Consider the following 21580-nt stretch of genomic DNA (forward strand, 5'->3'; position numbering starts at 1 on the left):
CTAACTTATAAAGTAAAAAGGCCTCTGGAATTTCCAGAGGCCTTTTGTAATGTGTTGGTTGGGTTTAATTAAGATCTACGTCTTCTATCAGCACCACCGCTATTTCCGCCTTCGCGTCTTCCAGCTCCACCAGCTTTATCTTCACGGCTTCTTCCAGAGAAATCTCTGAAACCACCACCGCTATTACCGCCTTCACGTCTGTTACCGCCGCCGTAGCTTTTACGCTCACCGCCGCCGCCTTCGCGTCTTCCGCCACCGTAACTTCCGCCTTCGCGTCTGCCACCGCCACCAAATCCACCACGACTACGACCACCGCCGCCGCCATCGCCATCAGCTGTTTTTTCGATTCTTACTCCGCGGTTGTTAAATTCAACACCTTTAAAGTTGTTGAATAACGACTCAACAGCAGCATTTTCAACTTCGAAGAATGAATAAACACCTTTCAAGTCAATTTTGCCAATGCCTTTTCCGCTGATTTTACCGTTGTTGCAAACAAAAGATAACAAGTCACCTCTTGTGAAATCATCGACAGAACCAAGGTTAATAAACAGACGGGTATAACCTTCGCTGCTTCTTGGACCTCTTTCTCCGCGCTCACCACGTTCTCCACGTTCACCTCTGTCATCTGCAGAAGAGTTCAGGTCAGGTGCGTTTTTGTAATACTCTAAAAAGCGGTTAAACTCTAAAGATGCAAAACGTTTGATCACCTCATCTTTGCTCAGTTCAGCAAACTCATCCATGATGCGTGGCATGTACTGCTCAATTTGGCTTTCGTTAACCTCAACATTGTGAACTTTGTGTACCAAAGCAAACAATTGTTTCTCGCAAACGTCAAAACCAGTAGGAAGGTCAGCTTTTGTGAACGATTTTCCAATGATTCTTTCAATCTGACGGATTTTACCAATCTCTTTCGAGTTTACGATACAGATTGAAATACCTGTTTTACCTGCACGACCAGTACGGCCACTACGGTGGGTATAACTTTCAATTTCATCAGGTAAAGAGTAGTTAATTACGTGAGTAACGTTGTTTACATCGATACCACGGGCTGCAACATCAGTAGCAATTAACAACTGCATGTTACGGTCGCGGAAACGTTGCATTACCTTATCACGTTGTTGCTGAGACAAGTCACCATGCAAAGCATCAGCATTGTAACCATCTTTAATTAAGTGCTCAGCTACATCTTGTGTATCCAGTTTAGTTTTACAGAATACTACTGCAAAAATTTCTGGATTGAAATCCACAATACGTTTTAAAGCAGCGTATTTATCTCTCGCACGTACAATGTAGTACTCATGTTCGATATTTACGTTACCAGTGTTTTTAGTACCCATGGTTAACTCAACAGGTGAGTCCATGTAGTTCTTAGCTATTCTTCTTACCTCAGGAGGCATAGTTGCAGAGAATAACCATGTTTTTTTATCGTCAGGTGTAGTAGACAAAATGTCGTTAATGTCTTCCTGGAAACCCATGTTTAACATTTCGTCAGCTTCGTCAAGCACTACAAATTTCACGTTACTGAAATCTATAGCCTTACGGCCAATAATGTCCAACATGCGGCCCGGTGTAGCCACTACAATTTGTACACCGTTTCTAATTTCACGCAGCTGCTGCATAATGTTTGCGCCACCGTATACGGCAACGACATTAGCACCACTGATGTTTTTTGAGAAATTCTTGATGTCGCTAGTAATTTGCAAGCAAAGCTCTCTGGTAGGGCATAAAATCAATGCCTGAGGCTTATTGCTCTTAAAGTCTATCAATTCTAACAGCGGCAAACCAAATGCTGCTGTTTTTCCTGTTCCTGTTTGGGCCAAACCAACAAAATCGTTATTGCCCTCTAACAGTACAGGAATACTTTGTTCCTGAATAGGAGTTGGGTTTTCGAAACCTAAATCCTTTACGGCATTAACAACGTCATCACTTATCCCCAATTTACTAAATGGGTTTATCATGTATAATAATTTATTAAGCCGCAAAGGTAAGTTTAATTATTGGTATTTTACTCCTTTGTAACTAAATAAAAATCAGGCAATTAATTATCTGAGTCTGTCGGCCGACCTTAATAATTGCTCGTCTTTTCTAATTCCGCGGATGGCAAGCATACAAAACAGAAGCGCCAGAATAAATAAAGAAGAGCCAATATGGATAGATGAACCACTGATTCCACCCGGTAGTAATGAAGCATTTAGCGTTGACAATACCGCTGTAGCAATGATCAATACCATGTCGATCATGATTAAACGCTTTTGCATCACGCGGTTTCTAAATTGAAAAATACAGATTAGCGATAATAATACTGCTACACCATTTATGATCATTGCCCCAATAGGAGTAACCGCAATCGCTGCGTCATTTGCCCCCTTAATCAACGGATACTGTCCGTCTATATAGAGTAAATATTCTGTATTATTCACACTTTTTGTGATTAATGGAATAAAAAACAGGCAGATCAAGGTGAATGAAGCAAGAAGTAGCCATATAGATTGTACGCGTTGTATCATATCAGTTCAATAATTTCAACAAATATATTAAAAGCAAATAGTAACCAATCCGATATCCGATTAAAAAGATAATTTTGTACAATTGAATATGCAACGGTATTTTATTGAATTGTCGTACGACGGCACAGCTTATCATGGCTGGCAAATACAGCCTAATGCCACTACTGTACAGGAATGTCTGGATAAAGCGTTATCTACTTATTTTAGGCAACCAGTTGCTTCGCTAGGCTGTGGCCGTACAGATAGCGGTGTACATGCTACGCAGTTTTATGCGCATTTCGATTTGGAAATTGCAAATGAAGAAGCATTTGGAGAAAAAATAACAGCCAAGGTACCAGATCCATTAAGGTCGGTATCGGGGATCAATTCTCTGTTGCCTTACCAGATTGCTGTAAAGCGTGTTTTTGAAGTAGATCATGAAGCTCATGCACGTTTTGGTGCTACTGAACGCGCTTATCATTACCAGATTCATTTTCATAAGGATCCTTTTAAACTCAACCGTTCCTGGTTGTATAAAGGTGAACTCGATATGGAAGCTATGAATGAAGCAGCTCAACTGTTGTTGGGCTATACTGATTTTTCCTGCTTCAGCAAATCAAATACCCAAACTTTTACCAATAACTGCAAAGTCATGGAAGCCTTTTTTGAAAAGAAAGATGAAGGCTTACAGTTTACCATAAGGGCCGACCGCTTTTTAAGAAATATGGTGCGCGCAATTGTAGGGACATTGATCAGAATTGGTAAAAAAGAGCTTGATTTAGCCGATTTTAAAGAAATTGTTGAAAGTAAAAACCGGAGTAATGCAGGTCAGTCTGTTCCTGCCTGTGGTTTATATTTAGTAAATGTAATTTATCCTTTTGTAAAATAAATATGTCTAGAATAGCTGGTGACGCGTTTAATGTAAGCTTATTGAAAAGGGTTTTTCAATACGTAAAGCCTTACCGCAAAACCTTTATACTGTCTATTGTTTTAACCATATTGCTGGCTTTAATTGCACCTGCCAGACCGTTTCTTATTCAGCATACGCTGGATAATTACATCATGAAGGATCAGTACAATGGTTTATTGGGAATGACTATCCTTATGCTGGTACTGTTGGTGTTGCAAGCCGGGATACAATTTAGCCATACTCTACTAACTAATACTTTGGGGCAGTCGGCCATTCGAGATTTAAGGATCAATGTCTTCAATCACATCACCAAGCTAAGGCTTAAATATTTTGATAATACACCCATTGGACAGTTGATCACTCGTACAGTTTCAGACCTTGAAACCATCGCCGAAATCTTCTCAGAGGGACTAATTGTGATTATTGGCGATATTCTAATGGTTATCGTGATCATTGGGGTAATGGTTTATAAAGATTGGGCATTAACCCTCGTGGTATTGCTGCCAATGCCATTGTTGATTGTGGCGACCTCTGTTTTCCAAAAGGCGATTAAGTCTGCCTTTCAGGAAATTCGTACTGAAGTGTCTAATCTTAACACTTACTTGCAAGAGCACATTTCTGGGGTTTCTATCATTCAATATTTTGCCCGTGAAGAGCAAGAATATAAAAAGTTTGTAAAGATCAATGCCCGATACCGCGATGCAAATATCCGCTCTAACTGGTACTATTCTATTTTCTTCCCGGTTGTAGAGATCATTTCAGCCGTATCATTAGGCTTACTGGTATGGTATGGTTCAAGAAGTATCTTGTCTAAACCTTTAACGGTAACGCCAGGTATTATTGCTGAGTTTATCTTGTACATCAACATGTTGTTCAGGCCCATCCGAGAGCTTGCTGATAAATTTAATACCCTGCAAATGGGAATGGTTGGTGCCGAACGTGTTTTTAAAGTGCTGGATACGGACGAGGTAACGGAAAATAAGGGATCATTTGTACCTGAGCAAATGAAAGGAGCCATTTCTTTTGATAAAGTGTGGTTCGCTTATAATGAGGAGAATTATGTACTGAAGGATATTTCTTTCGAGGTGCCTGCCGGAAAAACCATTGCGCTTGTCGGGGCTACTGGTGCCGGAAAATCTTCTACGATCAATATTTTGAATCGATTTTATGAGATCCAGAAGGGAGTAATAAAGGTGGATGGAGTAAAGATCCAGGACTATGAGCTCAATTATCTGCGCAGTAATATCGCTACTGTTTTGCAGGATGTATTTCTATTTTCTGATACGATCTTCAACAACATTACGTTAAATAATGCAGCTATCACAATGGAAGAAGTCGTTGATGCGGCTAAAAAAGTAGGTGCCCATGATTTTATAATGCGTCTGCCGGGAGGTTACCAGTACAATGTAATGGAACGTGGGGCTACGCTGTCTGCCGGACAAGCTCAGTTGATTTCGTTTATTCGTGCATTAGTATATAATCCTTCTATTTTGGTATTGGATGAGGCCACTTCTTCTGTGGATACGGAAACGGAAATGCTGATCCAACACGCGATAGAGAATTTGATGCAGGGTAGAACGTCTATTGTAATTGCTCACCGCCTTTCTACAATTCAGAAAGCGGATAAGATATTGGTATTGGATAAAGGCGAGATCAAGGAGATGGGGACACACCAGGAGCTGCTTAAGCTGAACGGGTATTATAAAAGGTTGTACGAGTTGCAGTTTAACTCAATTGGGGTCGAAAAATAAAAATAACCGTTCTCTTCTACGGCTGCATTGCTTCGCTGAAGAAGCGAAGAACGCTGAGGCCGTTTCAGCGAAGGTAATTTTTCTCTAAAGCAGGGCGGTTGTAGGAAGCGCAGCTAACTAATAAACCAATTGCTTGATGTGGTCAAATTGATCTTTTTTCTCAGCTAATTCAACTCTGATATCGTAATCATCTTGCAGTCCGAGCCAAAATTTTACAGAGTTGCCAAAGAAACGACTTAGTCTAATTGCCGTATCCGCTGTTATTCTTCTGTTTCCCTTTATGATCTGGGATATTCTGGTTTGAGGGATGTCAGTTTCTTTTGCCAAACGATACGGGGTAATTCCTAAAGGTAATAAGAACTCTTCCTGTAATATTTCTCCGGGATGTATGTTCGGTAATCTTTCCATGATATTTAATGATAATCTATAATTTCAACATTGTAGGCATCGTTGTTGATCCATTTGAAAATGATTCTCCAACGATCATTTATTCTAATACTATAATAATCTTTTCTATCTCCTTTTAATTTCTCCAGTCTATTGGAAGGAGGAATTATTAAATCTTTTATATCTTGAGATTGGTCTAGTATAATTAGTTTTCTTAGCCCAATTCTTTGTATTTCAAGAGCAAGCTTTGCTATGCGTTCTCCATTATATATTTTTTCAGTTTCTCTATTTCCAAAAGATAAAATCATACTGATGAGATATGATACTAACGCTAAAGGTAAGTATTTTGTTGTGAATTTTTATATTATTTAGATTCCTAAAAGAATATTGTAAATCACTGATATTTTGGGTATAAGTTGGTTAGCAAAATTGAATTTTATTTTATTGATATTTTTTTCTGAACCAAAATGCCAGATTTACCAATGCGATTAAGGCAGGGACTTCGACTAGTGGTCCGATAACGCCAACAAAGGCTTGTCCTGAGTTAATGCCAAATACACCAATGGCAACGGCAATAGCCAATTCAAAATTGTTTCCGGTAGCGGTGAAGGCGATTGCTGTTCGTTTTGAATAGTCCGCGCCGAAGTATTTTCCAGCAAAAAAGCTGATGACAAACATAAGGACGAAGTAAATAAGTAATGGAACTGCGATTCGTGCTACATCTAAGGGGATTTGAACAATCAGTTCTCCTTTTAAGCTAAACATCACCACGATGGTAAATAAGAGCGCAATGAGGGTGATAGGGGAGATGAAGGGTACAAATCTATTTTGAAACCAGTCTTCACCTTTCCATTTCATGAGAGAGTAACGGCTTATGATACCTAGTATGAATGGTATTCCCAGGTAAATACCAACACTTTGGGCGATATCTAAGATGGAGATGTTAACTTCTAGTCCTTGAATGCCAAACCATGGCGGTAAAACGGTGATAAAGAAATAGGCAAGGATACTATAAAATAGAACTTGAAAAATGCTATTTAAGGCGATTAATCCGGCGGCGTACTCCCTGTTTCCTTCTGCGAGTTCATTCCATACGACCACCATGGCGATACAGCGGGCAAGCCCAATAAGAATGAGCCCTGTCATGTATTCTGGATAATCTTTTAAGAAGGTAATGGCTAGGACAAACATGAGTATGGGGCCTATAATCCAATTTAGGACTAGCGATGTAGTTAATACCTTGGTGTCCTTAAACACTTCTCCCATTTGCTCATACCTTACTTTTGCCAGTGGGGGATACATCATTAAGATCAGACCAACGGCCAGTGGAATGTTAGTTGATCCACTTGAAAAAGAATTGATATAGTCTGCCGAAGAAGGAACAAAATAGCCAATACCAATACCTAAGCCCATGGCCAGGAAAATCCATAAAGTTAAATAGCGATCTAAAAAACTCAGTTTTTTCCTATCGGTCGCAGGCAGGCAGTTGTTTGCTAACATAAAGAGGTTTTTAGTTGCTAAGATGCGTTTTAACGAAATCAGAACAGTAGTCTTTAATCATGTCTCTTACGCGCCTGAATTCCTGCATAATCTCAGTTTCCGTTCCTGTAGCTTTAGCCGGGTCAGGGAAGTTATAATGAAACTTTTGTGCTTTGGTAGGGAAATACGGACAGCTTTCCTTGGCGTTGTCACATACCGTAATCACATAATCAAAGTCTATGTTTGCGTATTCACTAACGTTATTGGAAGTATGGCTTGAAATGTCAATTCCACGTTCAGCCATTACGGCTATGGCTCTGGGATTCACACCGTGTGTTTCAATCCCAGCACTATAAACGATTGCAGTATCACCTGCAAAATGTCTGATAAATCCTTCGGCCAGTTGACTGCGGCAGCTATTGCCGGTACATAATATTAATACTTTTTTCATTTTTGTATAATGGGTTTATTGGTTAGCAGCAACCTGATCCTGGAGTACAAACATTTCCGTCAGCTGCCAGGTTCATCATTACTAGTTTAGGTTTTTCTGTTTTTGCTTCAGGTGCGCAGCATTCCTCGCCGGTATCTGTAGTTCCACAACTTCCACCTCTGTTAATGGCTTTACATTGTGTAAAATCAGGACTTAGGTTAACAACGAGATTATCCCCTTCAATGGTGATATCACCAGGATACATTTGGCGGGTATCGAAAGCGGAGTTGCCAAATTCTATTTTTACAATAGCTATAGGGTTAAGTGGTAAGCTTTTTTCTACTAGCGTAATGATAGATAGCGCTTTGTTAACCTGCATTGCTCTGTCACTTTCTTTTACTGTAGGCTCCCAAAGTTGTACAATGATTTCTGTCCAAGAGTTCATTACACCTCCGCAGTCTACAGAGACAATTGGAGCTTGTTTAATTTCAGTGATGTGGTAAGAAGCATCTACCCACTTATCTTGGGCATATTGAAATTGAAGTGTCAATTCAGGATGCTGTATTAAAGCAGTTTTAAAAGTGCTCCAGGTAGTTAATTCTGTTGTGTTCATAATATTGCAATTTTACGATTGATTTGAGTAAAAAAAGGTTAACAGCAGCCTTTTGGATCTTTAAACGAACCCAAAAATGCGCCTAATTGTGTTTCTAATAATTTCCATGTTGTAGGATTAATGCAGTAGCAAACGGTTACACCTTCAATCGTTCCCTGAATGATACCTGCATTTTTAAGCTCCTTTAAATGTTGAGATATGGTGGCTTGCGCTAAACCAAGTTCCTCTACCAGATCCCCACAAATACAAGCATTGGCAGAAATAATCTGCTGTAAAATAGCGATACGTGCAGGATGTGCCATTGCTTTCAACAACTGTGAAAGTTGGTTTTGCTCCGCTGTAAATATTTCTGATTTAGTAAGTCCCATAATTATATATCGCAATATTACGATGTTGTAATGAGGAATACAAATTTTAATGATTATTTTAACGAAGGGATTACAAATTGGTGATGCTAAACAGGATGGAAGGTTTATAAATCAAGCCAGTTTTTAAATGCCTCGGCACGTTCTTCACTAACAATTACCTCAATTCCATCAGCAGGAGCGGGGTTAAGTACGATCCTAACCCGGTTTCTCGATAGCTTGTACATCTCTTTAATCGCATCGATGTTAATGATGAATTTTCGATTTACCCTGAAAAAGTCAGCAGGATCCAATTGAGGTTCCAGACTGCTAATGGTTTCTTCAATGATATAGTTTTGTTGATCTTTAGTAACCAGAAAAAGGTATTTATCATCAGCCATAAAATAAGCCACGTCTTCCGATTGAACAGTCTTTATCAGCTTACCCATTTTAACCATAAACCTATTCCGTAGCTTCCCTATCGGAGGCTCTGGTTGCATTTGAGGAAGTGTTAAGTCTGAGGCGTTGCGTATGGTACTTAGTTTAGCCAAAGCCACCCGTACATCATCCTCATCAAAGGGTTTCAATAAATAATCGATGCCTTGATTTTTAAAAGCTTTTAGTGTGTACTGGTCGTAAGCCGTGGTAAAGATGACCGGACTATTTACAGTCACCTGTTGAAAAATCTGGAAACTTTCGCCGTCGCCAAGGTGAATGTCCATGAACAGCAAGTCGGCAGTATTTTTCTTTAACCAAGCTACAGCGGCCTCTATGGTGCCTAAAATAGCCAATACTTGGATGTTGGGATTAATGTGCATGAGGGTTTTCTGCAGTGTGTCCGCCGCCAATTCTTCATCCTCAATAATTAATACCCTCATTAATTTTTACGCTTGAGTGTAAAAGTAAAAAAAAACTCCGGTCTGAAAAATACAGACCGGAGTTTAAATTCCTTTAGCGCTTTAAAGATTATTGCAAATCTGGATTGTTTGCAATGGCGTCTTTAGGGAAACGAATGGTATACCTTGGATCGTTTTGTATAAGCACAAAATTGTCTGTGCCTACAGTATGAGTGATTTGAGGCTGACCATAACGTCTTAAATCATACCATCTATGACCTTCAATAGCTAGTTCACGCTCACGTTCAGCCAATATCTCTTTCATTAAATCAGGTGCAGTCAGACCAGATATTCTAGTTTTTTCAGCCTGAAAATAGGTTGGCGTTAAGCGTTTAGCTTTCAAGTCCAGTAAGCGTTGTAAGGCTACATCATTTTTTCCAGTTTGTAATGCTGCTTCTGCGGCGATTAAATACATCTCTCCGTTGCGGAAAGTAATTTTCAATGCATCAGAATTTCCTTTTACAGAAACATAGTCTAAATCGTCGATACTGAAATACTTATGGAAACGTAAATCATTGGTCTGATCATATATACTCAATAAATGGGCTGAAATGTATGATGCATTAGAAGTTCTCGAGTCCATTACCTCTTCAAGTGACATGATGTTTTCTTTTGACTTGTAATCATTTGGCAATAGGCTACCCGCAACATTCAGATCTTCCAATTCATTGTTGATTGTTAGCACTGCTTGTGCTGCAGTTAATGCTTTATCCCACTCATTTCTGAATTCATAGATTCTTGCGGATAAAGCAAGCGCTGCTCTTTTGCTAAAACGATAATTTTTGCCGCTATCCCATTTATCTACAGTCAGTAACTGTTGACCAGCTGCTAAATCAGAAAAGATCTGATTGTAAACCGCTTCTATGGTAGCCATGGGGAATTTCTGCTCTATATCAATAGTAGTAGAAATTGGAACGCCTCTGTCTGTGCTTGCTGTAGCACTGTTGTAAGGTTTAGCGTACATGTTTAGCAACTCAAAATGTGCATAAGCTCTTAAAAGATAAGCTTCAGCTTTCAATTGTGCAGTTTCTGCTGATTTACCTGCTTTAGCCTCTACATCAGCAATTACTTGATTGGTATAAAAAATACTTTTATAAAATGTGATGTATGGGAAAGGGGCTGTTAAGCCATCCTGGCCAGCATCTTTCCAGGAGTAGATATCCTTTACTGCTGAAAAATTATCATTGCCATTATTCAAAGTCAGCTCGTCTGTACGGAAGGCCAATAAAGCTTTATGCTTAGGAAAGCCAAGGTAGGCAGAGGTCATCAATGCTCTGAAATCTTCAACAGTAGTAGGGATTACCTTTCCAACTGGTTCAATGTCTAAATATTTTTTACAGCTGCTGATGCTTAATGAAAGCAGGACAGCACTTAATATGATTAATTTCTTCATTTGATTTTGCATTAAAAAGTTGCATTTAAACCAATAGATATGCTTTTTGTGATTGGTTGAGCATAAATATTACCATATGTTTCTGGGTCGAAATAACCATCATAGTTTGATCCGAATACTAGCATGTTTCGGCCTTCAACACTGATTCGTAAGTTATTTGCTTTTACTTTACCGGCTAACTTAGCTGGTAAACTATAACCGAAACGAATACTGTTCACCCTTAAGTAGCTCATTTTTTTAGCCCAGATATCCAGATTATTGAATGAATTTGCAGGATCACCATCGTTTAACCAGTTGTTAGCCATCCACCTGCTGCCACCATCTGTATAACTACCAATAAATCCTGGGATAGTGCTGCCGGTGTTTGTTGGGCTCCAGGCATTTAAAATAAGTTTACTGTAATTCTGTCCACGATCCATCTTAGCAGGGTTAAACAGTGGGTTAGCTGATACCATTTGATCAAGGTTGAAACTTGCTGCTATGGAAAGATCGAAATTACGGTAGCTGAAACGGTTAACTAAACCTCCTGTGTATTTTGGGTCACGATCGCCAGCATAAGTAAATAAACCCTGGTATTCTTTATTGGTCAAGCTACTTTGAGATAAAAAGCCCGCCAGGTCTCCACCAGCAAAGGGATCAAATAGTTTGTAAAATTGCTCCATCGAAACCACATTGCCATTCTGAAGAAACTGAGGTATACCATTCGCATCTAATCCTGCTGTTTTAATTACAAACAACGAGTTTACCGAGTAACCTTCTTTAGAAGGGGAGAATGACTGTAAGCTTGCTTTTTCTCTCACTACTTTGCTCTTGTTGTGTGCGATGTTAAAATCTGTCGACCACGAGAAGTTTTTAGTAGTGATGTTCCTGGTTGAGATACTGAACTCTAATCCTCTGTTATTGACTTGCGCCCAATTGGAATTGGTAAAGTCGAAGCCATTCTCTAACGACAGCTCTTGAACACCAATCAGGTCTTTACTATTTCTGTTGTAGTATTCCACGGTTACCTGTACCGCATTGTTAAACAAGCCAAGGTCTACAGCAGCATTAAACGTTGCTGTTTTTTCCCAACGTAACTTTTGGTTGGGCGGACTGGTTACAACTATGCTCTCTTCATTTCCACCTGGTAGTATACTTCCACTTTCATAAGTTCCTACAACGTATGGGCTGGTGTTTTTGTCGATATTTCCCTGTAAACCATAAGATGATCTCAGGCGTAAGTTAGATAGCCAGTTTACGTCTTTAAGGAAGTTTTCTTCTTTGGCATTCCAGGCACCTGATATCGAGTAAATAGGTAAAAATCTGTATTTAGGATCTACACCAAATAGATCGGATCCATCGTAACGGATACTTCCATATAAGGTGTATTTTCTATCATAAGTGTAAGAAAGCGTACCATAAAATGAGGCATAAGCGTTCTCAACGAAGGTTTTTTGGTATCCTCTATAGTTCGCGTTGGCCGCATCACTTGGTTTTGGGAATACAATGTTTTGATTGGTTAAGGTGCGGTCGTTATAACCAAAACCTTTTGTATTGATCAACTCATTCTTAGTTCTGCGGATTTCTGCACCAGCAAGGGCTTCAATCTCATGCTTCTCATTGATGACTTTATTGTACTCGAATATGTTTTTCCAGTTATACTGGAAGAAAGAAGTATTCCCGTTCTGTATTACACCGCCCTGAGGAAGGAAATACTCATATTTTTTAGTAGCAGAATTATAATATCTGGTACCTTCACGCATTTTACGTACAAAGTAAGTATCAGCACTACCGTACTTTTCAGAACCATTCTCCTCAAATTGTAAACCCATTTCCGAACGGAAATTCAGGTCTTTAATAATCTTGTAGTTAACGTCAAATATTCCTTTAAAACTTTTGCTGCTCAGATTATATCTGGTATTTTCACGTTCCTCCAGGATGTTGAAGGGCACAAAAATGTCTCCACTAAAACTTGAGGCACCCTGAATATCCGGGTCATAAACGTACGCACCATTTGCATCTCTTGGCGTTAAATATGGATTCACATTTCTAACGTAACGAGATGGGTTAGTAAAGGCACCAGTTTCTGTTAAATAGTTTTTTTGATTAGTTACGGATCCAAATAATGCCACGCCTACTTTTAACTTAGGGGAGATCGTAAAGTCCGTTTTTAAAGTAGTATTGTATCTTGTCAGACCAGTACCAATGGTTGAACCTTTTTCATTGTAATAACCTCCTGAGAAATAGTAATTGGCCTGATCCGTTCCTCCAGATAAACCCAAAGTGTATTGCTGGTTAACGGCCGATTGGTATAATTCCTTTCCCCAGTCCGTGTTAGCAGTTCTCAATGCATTAATCTGCTCTTGTGTACTGGCCTTTAATCCTGAGAAACCATTAGCACGGTATGCTGCCAGTTCGCCTGTTTTTTTTAATATTCTTGATACTGAACCAAGGTTATCTCTGTAGTCAAGGTCTGATCTTGAAGCCATACCCAATTCGAAATCAACTTTCTCAGTCGCATTCATTAGGTTCAGCTTGCTGAAATCCGGACGCTCAGCAATAAAGCTATTGGCACTGAAATTTATGGCCATCGGTCCTTTTTTACCTTTTTTAGTCGTAATTAAAATTACGCCATTGGCAGCTCTTGCACCATAAATAGCGGTAGCAGCAGCATCTTTAAGGATGGTAATGTCAGCAATATCATCAGGATTGATACCCGCTAGTGGTAAGCTACGTAACTCATCAATGTTGTCTTTATCAAGAAGCTTAGGCATATTGGTACCTTCAAGTGGCAACCCGTCCAATACCCATAGAGGATCTTGTGTACCATTTAACGATACTGTACCTCTGATGCGGATTTTTGGTGCCGCAGACGGACCACCAGTTAAGCTCGTTACAGAAACTCCTGCAACCTGTCCTTGTAGCATCTGATCAACACTAGAAACACCGCTCTGACGAACCTTCTCGTAATCTACTTTCGCTACCGAAGTTGTGTTTTTACGTTTTTGAATGTCTGCGTAACCGGTTACAATAACTTCATTTAATGCTTTGTCATCATTTACTAATGAAACGGTAACCTTAGTTTTATTGGTAATGTTTACCATGGCCGTAGCATAGCCCATATAACTCACTTTTAAATAAGTAGTTCCAGCAGGAACTTTTAACGTAAAGTGGCCATTGATATCTGTCATCGCGCCGATCACGGTGTTCTGGATTACGCCTGGGCTCGACTGCTCGCCAATCCCTGATTTATCTACGAAAACAGAAGCCCCGGGAATTGGCTTTCCATCTTCTTCCGACAGCACCGTACCGGTAACTGTGGTTTGTTCCTGGCTATAGCCTTTAAGGCTAAGGGAGAGCAGGATAAAGAATATTAAAAGTTTATTCATTTGTACTAATATATTGATGGTTTAATTGATTTTCAAACTTTGACGGATTCTTAGTATCAAGTCCATATAATGGCTCCTTGTTTCCTCATCACCGTTGGTTTTATTCTTTTCTAAAAGGGTTAGGATTTTTATCAGTTCGCCTCTTTTTGCCGAAGCCACATCAGACGTCCTGGTCATAGAGCTCACATGAATATTTCTAAGCTTATCACCATTAATAGCGGTGTTGTTTTGAAAAGCACGAGGAGTAAGGTCGCACAATTCGGGTAAGTTATTTTTAACTAACGGTTGAAGTGATTTTTTGTTCACTTTCTCCATCAGTTTGTCAGCACTTACCAGTAAAACGTCCACATAGTTTTGTTGGGTCATTCGCTCATCAAGCGATAATGATTTGCCTTTTAGCGTCTGTTTAAACGATGTCTCTCTAATCTCTCTCAGCAGTTCCGTAACCGTATATACGTTATCCTTTCCATAAATGGATTCCATCTCCAATAACCTTAATAAACGATCATCTGCTACTAAATTGTACATCAATGATGATTGTTGTTCACGTTTCAAGTTGTAAGGTCCATATTCAAAAGGTCCAAGAGGGGTATCCTTAATGGCAAACGTACTAGACAATAGGGCTGGTTTAAACAACCATTCTGGAAGATTGAATAGCTCTTTCTTCAAGTAGTTCATCGCTTCTACCTGTATACCTTTAGGTACCGGTGTATAAGCCTTTTTACCGTCGCCCGCTACAGGGTGCTCCAGATAATAGCCACCAATGTTACTCATCACATGGTCTGCATAGGTATTCCATTGCCATACTGTAGCCATGTAAAGTTTACCTGCCTGGTAATAAGAATCTCCAGGTTCAGCTGCCCAGTTTAAAATTTGAGGAACCAAACGTTTTAGATTTTTTAATCCATATTCACTGGCTTTCATGGCATTGTCACCCAAATCTTCCGACTGTGCTCTTGGATCTACTATGGTGCTTTGCTGCTCACCATAGTGGTACAAAGGATCATTCTCATGCGCCTTGATCCACTCTTTTTGTGTTTCCAGTTCTTTCCGTGGGTCTTGAGTATCTAGCCACCTGTATCCCCACGCAATCGCATATTTATCATATACACCAATTTGCGGCGTAATGTTAGTCACCTGATCTTCTGGTTGCGCTACATAGTTGAAACGTGCATAATCCATAATAGAAGGCGCTGTTCCACCCATTTTGGAAGTGTAGGCTGGCGAACGCAATGAATCTACAGGATAGGCCACAGAGGCGCCCATGTTATGTTTTAAGCCTAAGGTATGACCGATTTCATGCGAGGATACAAAACGGATCGCATGCCCCATTTGCTCTACGCTGAAGTTGTTTTTTCTTGCTCCGCTATCAATAATGCCTGTTTGTACACGCATCCAGTATTGTAAAGAAGTCATCACATTGTGCCACCAGATCACATCTGATTCCAGAATCTCACCTGAACGAGGATCTACTACTGCAGGGCCCATAGCGTTTGATTTTGGAGATGCTGCGTAGGTAACTACAGAATAACGAATATCATCGCCATCAAAATCAGCAGAGTCGGTAACCAATTTAGCTTGTATAGCATTTTTGAAACCAGCGGCTTCAAAAGCTTTTTGCCAGTCGTGTATACCATCAATGATATATGATCTCCATTGTTTTGGAGTAGATGGGTCTATATAAAATACGATAGGTTTAGCTGGCTCTACCAGTTCACCTTTTAAATAACGTGCTCTGTCTGCCGGTTTAGGCTCCAACTTCCATTTGGTAATCAGTTCTCTGGTTTCCAGTTTTTGTTGGGCATCTGAAAAATACCATCTAGGGGTGCTGAAATAGCCAACTCTATTGTCTGCAAAGCGGGGTTTCATTGGTGTTTCAGGTAACAACAATATATTGGTCGTTACTGCAACACTGATGGCAATGGTGCTTTGCCCCTCTGTAACCGATGTGCTCATTAAAGAACGTACCACGACATTTTGTGGGAAACTTTTAATATGCTCAATGGCAGATAATGATGGTTTTGGACTTGTACCCAAACCTATATTGGTAAATACATCGTTGAAGCTTTTTTCGGTACCATCAAATACTTTATTAACTTTAATCACTATCGCTGATGAATCAGGGGAGTAGGCTTCGATTTTAAAAGACTCAATGACTGAACCTACAAAATTATCCTTTACGGATTGTGTAATGGCATCTCCTGCGGGTGATTCTACCTGTGGAACAATGGTTTTTACCCAAACAGTTTTTGCTAATATATTTGGATGAAAACGAATTACTTTATTCTCGTAGTTCATTCCTTTGTTTACGCCAGCTTCATTAATGGCCATAGGAACAGAAGAGATTTTGTTGACTACCAAAAAGTCTTTATCCATCAGTCTTAATGGGATCTCAAAGTAGTAATCCGTTTCTACCTGATGTACTTTGAAAATGCCATTGACAGTTTTTGCTTTCTTTAACAGGGTTTTATAATCCTTTAAAGTGTTTTTTTTAGTCGTATCCTGAGCCGCTTTCTTTTTTAGCGAATCAGTGCTGAGTTTTTTTGCTGCAACTTTAGGAAGTTTTTTAGAAGTTTGCGCATTTACACCAATCACAGAGATAAGAATAAATAAAGCTATAAGCGAAGTCTTATTTAAAATCATAAATCTAAAATGCCTGAATGTTTGCGTATTATGAAATTATAACGCGTGGGCTACCTCATTCAATAGAGTGAAAGCGCAGTTTTAAGGAGTGAAAAAAATGTTAACTAAACGTTATCCGTTCGTTAAGCTTCAGGGACTTGTAGTACCGGGAGGTAACATTTGTAGCGTTGGCCTTCCGTACCATACTTCAACTGCCCAGTGCCAAAATAGGCATAAGTACTCTGAAGATAATTCAAACCTTGCTTACTCGAATCCCTAACATCGCTGCGTAACTGGAGGTTATTGGTGACTACAATAAAATCGCCCTGGCTTTCAATACTGATCTTAAGCGGCTTCTCTTTCGATAGCATATTGTGTTTTACAGCGTTTTCGATCAAGGTCTGCAAACTCATAAATGGAATGTGCTCTTGCAGGTGGGCATCAGAAATTTGCAAATCCAATGGTTCAAGTGCATCACCAAATCTGATCTTTAATAGGAAGAAATATTCATTTACAAAACGAAGCTCTTCGGCAACGGTTGCTAAACCATTTGGGTAAGATTCGAGTACGTAGCGATATACCCTTGATAATTTTACCACAAAAGATTGTGCAAGCTCAGGGTTCTGTGCAATCAGTGCGTTTAATGAGCTTAAAGAATTGAAAAGGAAATGCGGGTTTACTTTCTCTTTAAGTGTATTGAGTTGCAGCAAAGCATTGTCCTTTTGCTGACGTTCGGCAACCAGGCTTAAGGCTTGTTTTTCAAGGGATAACTCCTTGCGGTTCATCTCCAACTGTTGGCGAAGCGTAAATTCCTTTTGCCATTTGGCCTGCGACCAGGAAATCAGTAATAATATAATTAATGCTGCAGAGATGAACATGACCATCATGTACTTTTCAATAATTCTTACATCCTCATCTACAGTCAAAACTGGCGTGTCAATGACCATTGTCCAGTTCATGCCGGTAATGTTTAATGGCGTGTAATAGCGCACAACAGGGAGCTGTAAATAGGATGAGGTTACAATTTCGTAACTGCTGATACTATCCGCCAGGAGGATTTTTCCAAGCAACGGATTTACCGGCACAGGCATTTTTGTGCCGATTAGGTTTTCAATTTGGTTGGTTACAAAATAACCTTTTTCATCGGTTATAAATGCATAAGCGCGACCAATAGTGTCTACACTCCATAAATATTGTTGAAGTTTTTTAAGGTTAATATCCAGACCAAACATCAATACTGATGAGTCTGCGAGTTTATGCCTTGAGGCGATTAACCAGTGTAAGGTATCTGTTACGGAAACCAATGTCCCGACATTTCCTGTGGTCTCTTTATGGCTAAGTTGGTTGTGGATCCAGTCTTTCTGATGTTTTAGAATCGGGGTATGGTGGTAGGTCTGACCATCTTTATGGATCGATTTGTAAACGGTATCATTTTTACTGGCGATGGCATACCAGCCTTTATTTATTTTTGGATGACTGAGCAACAGCGCTTCTATTGTTCCTTCATGAGCTAAAAACTCTTTTTTAGTATGAATCTCAGGCAGGACCGTTTCGGAATTAACAATTCCTTTTGTAAATCCCTCAAATTCATTGCGCATGATATTAGATTTTAGCTGGTATATTTTTGTCGCCAACTCTATACTAATCTGTTCTGTATGCTTGCTCAGCTTACCCGACATAAACTGCCATATCCCTGCAAAGCACAGAAACATAAATATTCCTATGACAATAAAGTGCCTTGAACTGTATATCGGGAGTCTCATTTCTTACAAAGATGTAAAAATACAATTATAAAAAGACGCCTTTACTGTCCTTTGGTTTCCCTTCAGGGATGGTGTTGCGCGCTTAGGAGTTGGAAAGGAGTTTCAAAGGAGTTTCAAAGGGGCTAGGGTCCTACGAGAGTCCTAGGAGAGTCCTACCAGAGTCCTAGGGGAGTCCTACCAGTCTTAGACTATCCCCGAACGATATAGCAAGGATGTACCCAAGTATGGCTATATATAACAAAAAAGACCGGCATCGCCAGTCTTTAAAATGTTTAATACCTTATATCGGAAAACTATTGTAGTACTGCAGCTTCCCTTTTTCTTTTCATGTGTCTTTGTAATCCCGATCCAGCATAATGCGGATGTTTACGCAATTCGTTGATGTTGATCCTTAATTGCTGTCCTTTACGCCATAAATATCCCCCTGCGGTTAGCGTATGTCCATTAACGGCTAGGTGAATGTTGGTGTTGTCAACTTGTGTTGCTCTTGCTGCGGCAACACAATTCTTAAAGGTTTGGATCCATCGGCCATCCAAATCATATTGGGAAATGCCCGATCTGCTTTCTGTTATTTTTGGGTCGACTGCAATCTTTTTCCTGATCACTTTACTCCATATAAAACCACCATAGGTTAAGCCTCGTCCATTGATTACGTTACGGATACCATTTTTATGGACTCTAACTGCTTTTGCTGCTTCCACGGTATTCACATGCGTATTGACCAGGTTGCCTTCAAGATCGTATTGACCTATAATATGCTGTTGTTTTGCGAGTGGCGAATGTCCGTACCATCTTTCCTTCAGTATTGGCTTTAAATCTAGCTCAGGCTCATTGCCACGACGCCATAGGTATCCACAGGCGGTAACCACTTTCCCTGTGTCCCGGGCTGCGATAGAAATGTACCCTTGAGCGGTATTCATTGCCTCTGCTGCAATTCGGGCGTTGGAATAGGTTTCCAGTAATTGGCCTGATAAGGAATAGCGGCTGACATTATAAGTACCTTTCTCTTTTTTGGTTGCCGTTATTTTGTCACGGCTCTTTTTCTTTACTTCTTCACTAAACTCTGGGAAAAATGATCTCCTTCTACCGGAGGCCATCATTCTTGCCGCTTTATCTTTTGGCGTGCCCAGCAGCAAGTTATCTGCGCTTAAGTTAAGGTTGTCTCCGTCCTTTGGAAATACTAAAAGTTGCTTATCTGAGAGGTCAAATTCGTCTACAAAACAATAATAAACTAATCTGGCAACGCTTAAGTAGTATCTTTTTTTGTTGGCAGATAAAGTGATTCCAGCATATTTTGCGGTGTCACCAGTTTGAGAGTTTTGGCTTTCGGAGATGATTGTTTTGATAATCATACCCGGTTTTTGCCTGGGGATGCCCTTTTTATCGATAGAGTTTTTCTCCAATCTACGTACTCTCCCAAAGTTAGAAACCTCGTATGGCGCATCCAGTTTTGGAATTGGGGACCATAATTCACCTGGGAGCGCTTCAGGTGAAAGGTTTTCGTATGGATAATTCATATTTGGCATATTTTGATGTAAATATATCAGATTAAGTATTTATCTGGTTAATTTTTTTTCGTTTTGTTCTTGGTTGACTTGTTTGGTGGCTTATAAACAATTTAAAATGTTTTTAGTTTACTTTTTCTTGCCTTTTTTGAAAATAAATTCCAAGCGGCAAGTGAGGGCACTGATTTGTGCTTGTTTTATCTTTTTTTGGTTTTAATGCGTGTTTTTTGTTGTGAGATTTGATTGCGTCATTTTTTTAAGTGTTAATTGTTTGTTGGGGTGGGCGTTTTTTGTGTCGAATTGTTTTTTTTGGATGGAATTGGATGTGAATTGAATGGTATTTAGTTTTTTTTTGTTGTTATTTGCAGAAAAAACCGGTGTTTATTCTTGTTTTTGAATAAATCTGGGAATTTAAACTCTATTGTATGGCCAATAAGAAAGTATTAAAAGTCGGATTGGATTCTGCGGCGCCCTTTCCGATGCATTCCGATTACAACACTGGGAATTTTGAGGGATTTGAGGTTGATTTACTCCGGGCCATTACCAGTCACCTAAATTTAGAAGTTGAGTATGAAGTTTCTTTATGGTCTACCATATTGGAAAAGTTGTTTAAAGGCGAGCTTGATCTCATTTGCTCTGCTGTAACAGTAACTGCCTCTCGCCAGCATATTCTTGAATTTAGTAATCCATATTTATATTTCAGGTTATGTGCAGTAGTGTCAGAGCAGGATACCTTGACTGGTTTGCATCATTTTAAAAATAAGACAATAGGGGTAAGGGAAGCCACAGAGGCCGAAAAATATGTTCGGGAACAGTTTCCTTCAAACAATATCGTATACGCAGTTACCAACAAGGAACTTTATAGAAAGTTACAGGCCGGGAAAATTGACTTGTTGATTGACGATTCGCCGATAGCAGGGGGCTTTTTGCAAAAGAATAAAAAGCTAAAAATAGGAATGTTCCTGCCTAAAACGGATTCATCCTATGCCATAGCTATGAAAAAGGGTGATGTACAACTTAAAGCCCAATTTAATGAGGCAATCAGCCTGCTTAAAGAAAATGGTACTTACCAGAATATCTATAAGAAATGGTTTAGTGAGACACAGTTTTAATCTTCATCTACCACCACGGTAATGTCTTTGTCGAGTTTGATGGTGTGTAGGATTTTTGTTTTTTCGCTGTATACGATTATTTTATTCTCGTCCAGATACTGTATCAATCGATAAGGGCTTGATACCTGAATGTACCTCCATTGGGTATAAAATTGATCCTGAATTGCTTTTTCTTCGGGTAAAAAAGTAATGATTACCTCGATGTCTATCGCTTTGCTAATAAAGAAACGATCACTGATTTGTAGTGATTGCTGACCTAAATCGGTATGGTTAAGCGATTCGAGCGCAATAGTTCTTAGCCCTGCCGCAGGCTGACTTGGGTTCTTGTTGATCAGGTCTACAATGTGGTTGTTTACTTCATCCTTATTTTTCAGGAGTTTCCCGTTGCCAACTTTTAATATTTTAAAGTAGATTTTTAATGGTCTCATGCGCGGTTGAATTGACAAGCGGATTGTTATGGCCAAATATATAAAATTTGCTTTTAATCGATCAATCCCAAATTCCATTAAAAATTTCTTTCT

Annotated in this window: 18 protein-coding genes; 3 read left to right on the plus strand and 15 right to left on the minus strand. The window is 39.5% G+C overall.

Annotation, left to right across the window (positions count from 1 at the left end; all coding sequences use genetic code 11):
• Positions 1 to 68 precede the first annotated feature (68 nt).
• Together FBD94_RS11565 and FBD94_RS11570 are read right to left on the minus strand one after the other, a co-directional pair.
• Positions 69 to 1958 carry a DEAD/DEAH box helicase gene (locus FBD94_RS11565; protein WP_169472284.1) on the minus strand — a complete coding sequence of 630 codons (1890 nt, stop codon included), beginning with the start codon at positions 1956 to 1958 and terminating at the stop codon, positions 69 to 71.
• Positions 1959 to 2042: 84 nt separating this feature from the next.
• The gene (locus tag FBD94_RS11570) at positions 2043 to 2507 is read right to left on the minus strand and encodes a DUF4293 domain-containing protein (protein WP_136880291.1); all 465 of its coding nucleotides are present in this window, start codon (positions 2505 to 2507) and stop codon (positions 2043 to 2045) included.
• A gap of 88 nt (positions 2508 to 2595) precedes the next feature.
• Between FBD94_RS11570 and truA the strand changes: the two genes are divergently transcribed.
• Positions 2596 to 3375 (plus strand): tRNA pseudouridine(38-40) synthase TruA, encoded by a 780-nt coding sequence (truA, locus tag FBD94_RS11575; RefSeq protein WP_136880292.1) that lies wholly within the window; start codon positions 2596 to 2598, stop codon positions 3373 to 3375.
• 2 nt (positions 3376 to 3377) lie between these two features.
• Positions 3378 to 5147, plus strand: coding sequence for an ABC transporter ATP-binding protein (locus FBD94_RS11580; protein ID WP_169472285.1), 1770 nt, complete (start codon positions 3378 to 3380; stop codon positions 5145 to 5147).
• 117 nt (positions 5148 to 5264) lie between these two features.
• On the opposite strand, the gene FBD94_RS11585 is transcribed toward FBD94_RS11580, so the two are convergent.
• From FBD94_RS11585 to FBD94_RS11640, 12 genes are all read right to left on the minus strand, one after another.
• Positions 5265 to 5555, minus strand: a complete 291-nt coding sequence (locus FBD94_RS11585) for a HigA family addiction module antitoxin (RefSeq protein ID WP_136880294.1) — start codon at positions 5553 to 5555, stop codon at positions 5265 to 5267.
• A 5-nt stretch (positions 5556 to 5560) separates the two neighbouring features.
• Entirely contained in the window at positions 5561 to 5842 is a 282-nt protein-coding gene (locus FBD94_RS11590) for a type II toxin-antitoxin system RelE/ParE family toxin (protein WP_136880295.1), read from the minus strand.
• A 133-nt stretch (positions 5843 to 5975) separates the two neighbouring features.
• Entirely contained in the window at positions 5976 to 7034 is a 1059-nt protein-coding gene (gene arsB, locus FBD94_RS11595) for an ACR3 family arsenite efflux transporter (protein WP_136880296.1), read from the minus strand.
• A gap of 10 nt (positions 7035 to 7044) precedes the next feature.
• Entirely contained in the window at positions 7045 to 7464 is a 420-nt protein-coding gene (locus FBD94_RS11600) for an arsenate reductase ArsC (protein ID WP_136880297.1), read from the minus strand.
• A gap of 22 nt (positions 7465 to 7486) precedes the next feature.
• The gene (locus tag FBD94_RS11605) at positions 7487 to 8056 is read right to left on the minus strand and encodes a DUF6428 family protein (protein WP_136880298.1); all 570 of its coding nucleotides are present in this window, start codon (positions 8054 to 8056) and stop codon (positions 7487 to 7489) included.
• A 38-nt stretch (positions 8057 to 8094) separates the two neighbouring features.
• Positions 8095 to 8424 (minus strand): ArsR/SmtB family transcription factor, encoded by a 330-nt coding sequence (locus FBD94_RS11610; RefSeq protein WP_090784836.1) that lies wholly within the window; start codon positions 8422 to 8424, stop codon positions 8095 to 8097.
• Positions 8425 to 8528: 104 nt separating this feature from the next.
• Positions 8529 to 9278, minus strand: coding sequence for a LytR/AlgR family response regulator transcription factor (locus FBD94_RS11615; RefSeq protein ID WP_136880299.1), 750 nt, complete (start codon positions 9276 to 9278; stop codon positions 8529 to 8531).
• Between the two features lie 88 nt (positions 9279 to 9366).
• Positions 9367 to 10689: a RagB/SusD family nutrient uptake outer membrane protein gene (locus FBD94_RS11620; protein ID WP_136880300.1), complete on the minus strand. Its 1323-nt coding sequence runs from the start codon at positions 10687 to 10689 to the stop codon at positions 9367 to 9369.
• Positions 10690 to 10700: 11 nt separating this feature from the next.
• Positions 10701 to 14057, minus strand: coding sequence for a SusC/RagA family TonB-linked outer membrane protein (locus tag FBD94_RS11625; protein WP_136880301.1), 3357 nt, complete (start codon positions 14055 to 14057; stop codon positions 10701 to 10703).
• A gap of 21 nt (positions 14058 to 14078) precedes the next feature.
• Positions 14079 to 16700 carry a zinc-dependent metalloprotease gene (locus FBD94_RS11630; RefSeq protein WP_136880302.1) on the minus strand — a complete coding sequence of 874 codons (2622 nt, stop codon included), beginning with the start codon at positions 16698 to 16700 and terminating at the stop codon, positions 14079 to 14081.
• Positions 16701 to 16822: 122 nt separating this feature from the next.
• Positions 16823 to 18442: a sensor histidine kinase gene (locus FBD94_RS11635; protein ID WP_136880303.1), complete on the minus strand. Its 1620-nt coding sequence runs from the start codon at positions 18440 to 18442 to the stop codon at positions 16823 to 16825.
• A gap of 293 nt (positions 18443 to 18735) precedes the next feature.
• The gene (locus tag FBD94_RS11640; protein WP_165503706.1) at positions 18736 to 19959 is read right to left on the minus strand and encodes an NUMOD1 domain-containing DNA-binding protein; all 1224 of its coding nucleotides are present in this window, start codon (positions 19957 to 19959) and stop codon (positions 18736 to 18738) included.
• A 413-nt stretch (positions 19960 to 20372) separates the two neighbouring features.
• On the opposite strand from FBD94_RS11640, the gene FBD94_RS11645 reads away from it, so the two are divergent.
• The gene (locus FBD94_RS11645; protein ID WP_131611829.1) at positions 20373 to 21059 is read left to right on the plus strand and encodes a substrate-binding periplasmic protein; all 687 of its coding nucleotides are present in this window, start codon (positions 20373 to 20375) and stop codon (positions 21057 to 21059) included.
• Here FBD94_RS11645 and FBD94_RS11650 read toward each other — a convergent pair.
• On the minus strand, positions 21056 to 21487 hold the full coding sequence (locus tag FBD94_RS11650) for a hypothetical protein (protein WP_136880304.1): 432 nt from the start codon (positions 21485 to 21487) through the stop codon (positions 21056 to 21058). The two genes, FBD94_RS11645 and FBD94_RS11650, sit on opposite strands and share 4 nt — an antisense overlap.
• Positions 21488 to 21580: the final 93 nt, after the last annotated feature.

The organism is Pedobacter hiemivivus, from assembly GCF_005144565.1.
In the GTDB taxonomy this organism is placed as follows: Bacteria; Bacteroidota; Bacteroidia; order Sphingobacteriales; family Sphingobacteriaceae; genus Pedobacter; species Pedobacter hiemivivus.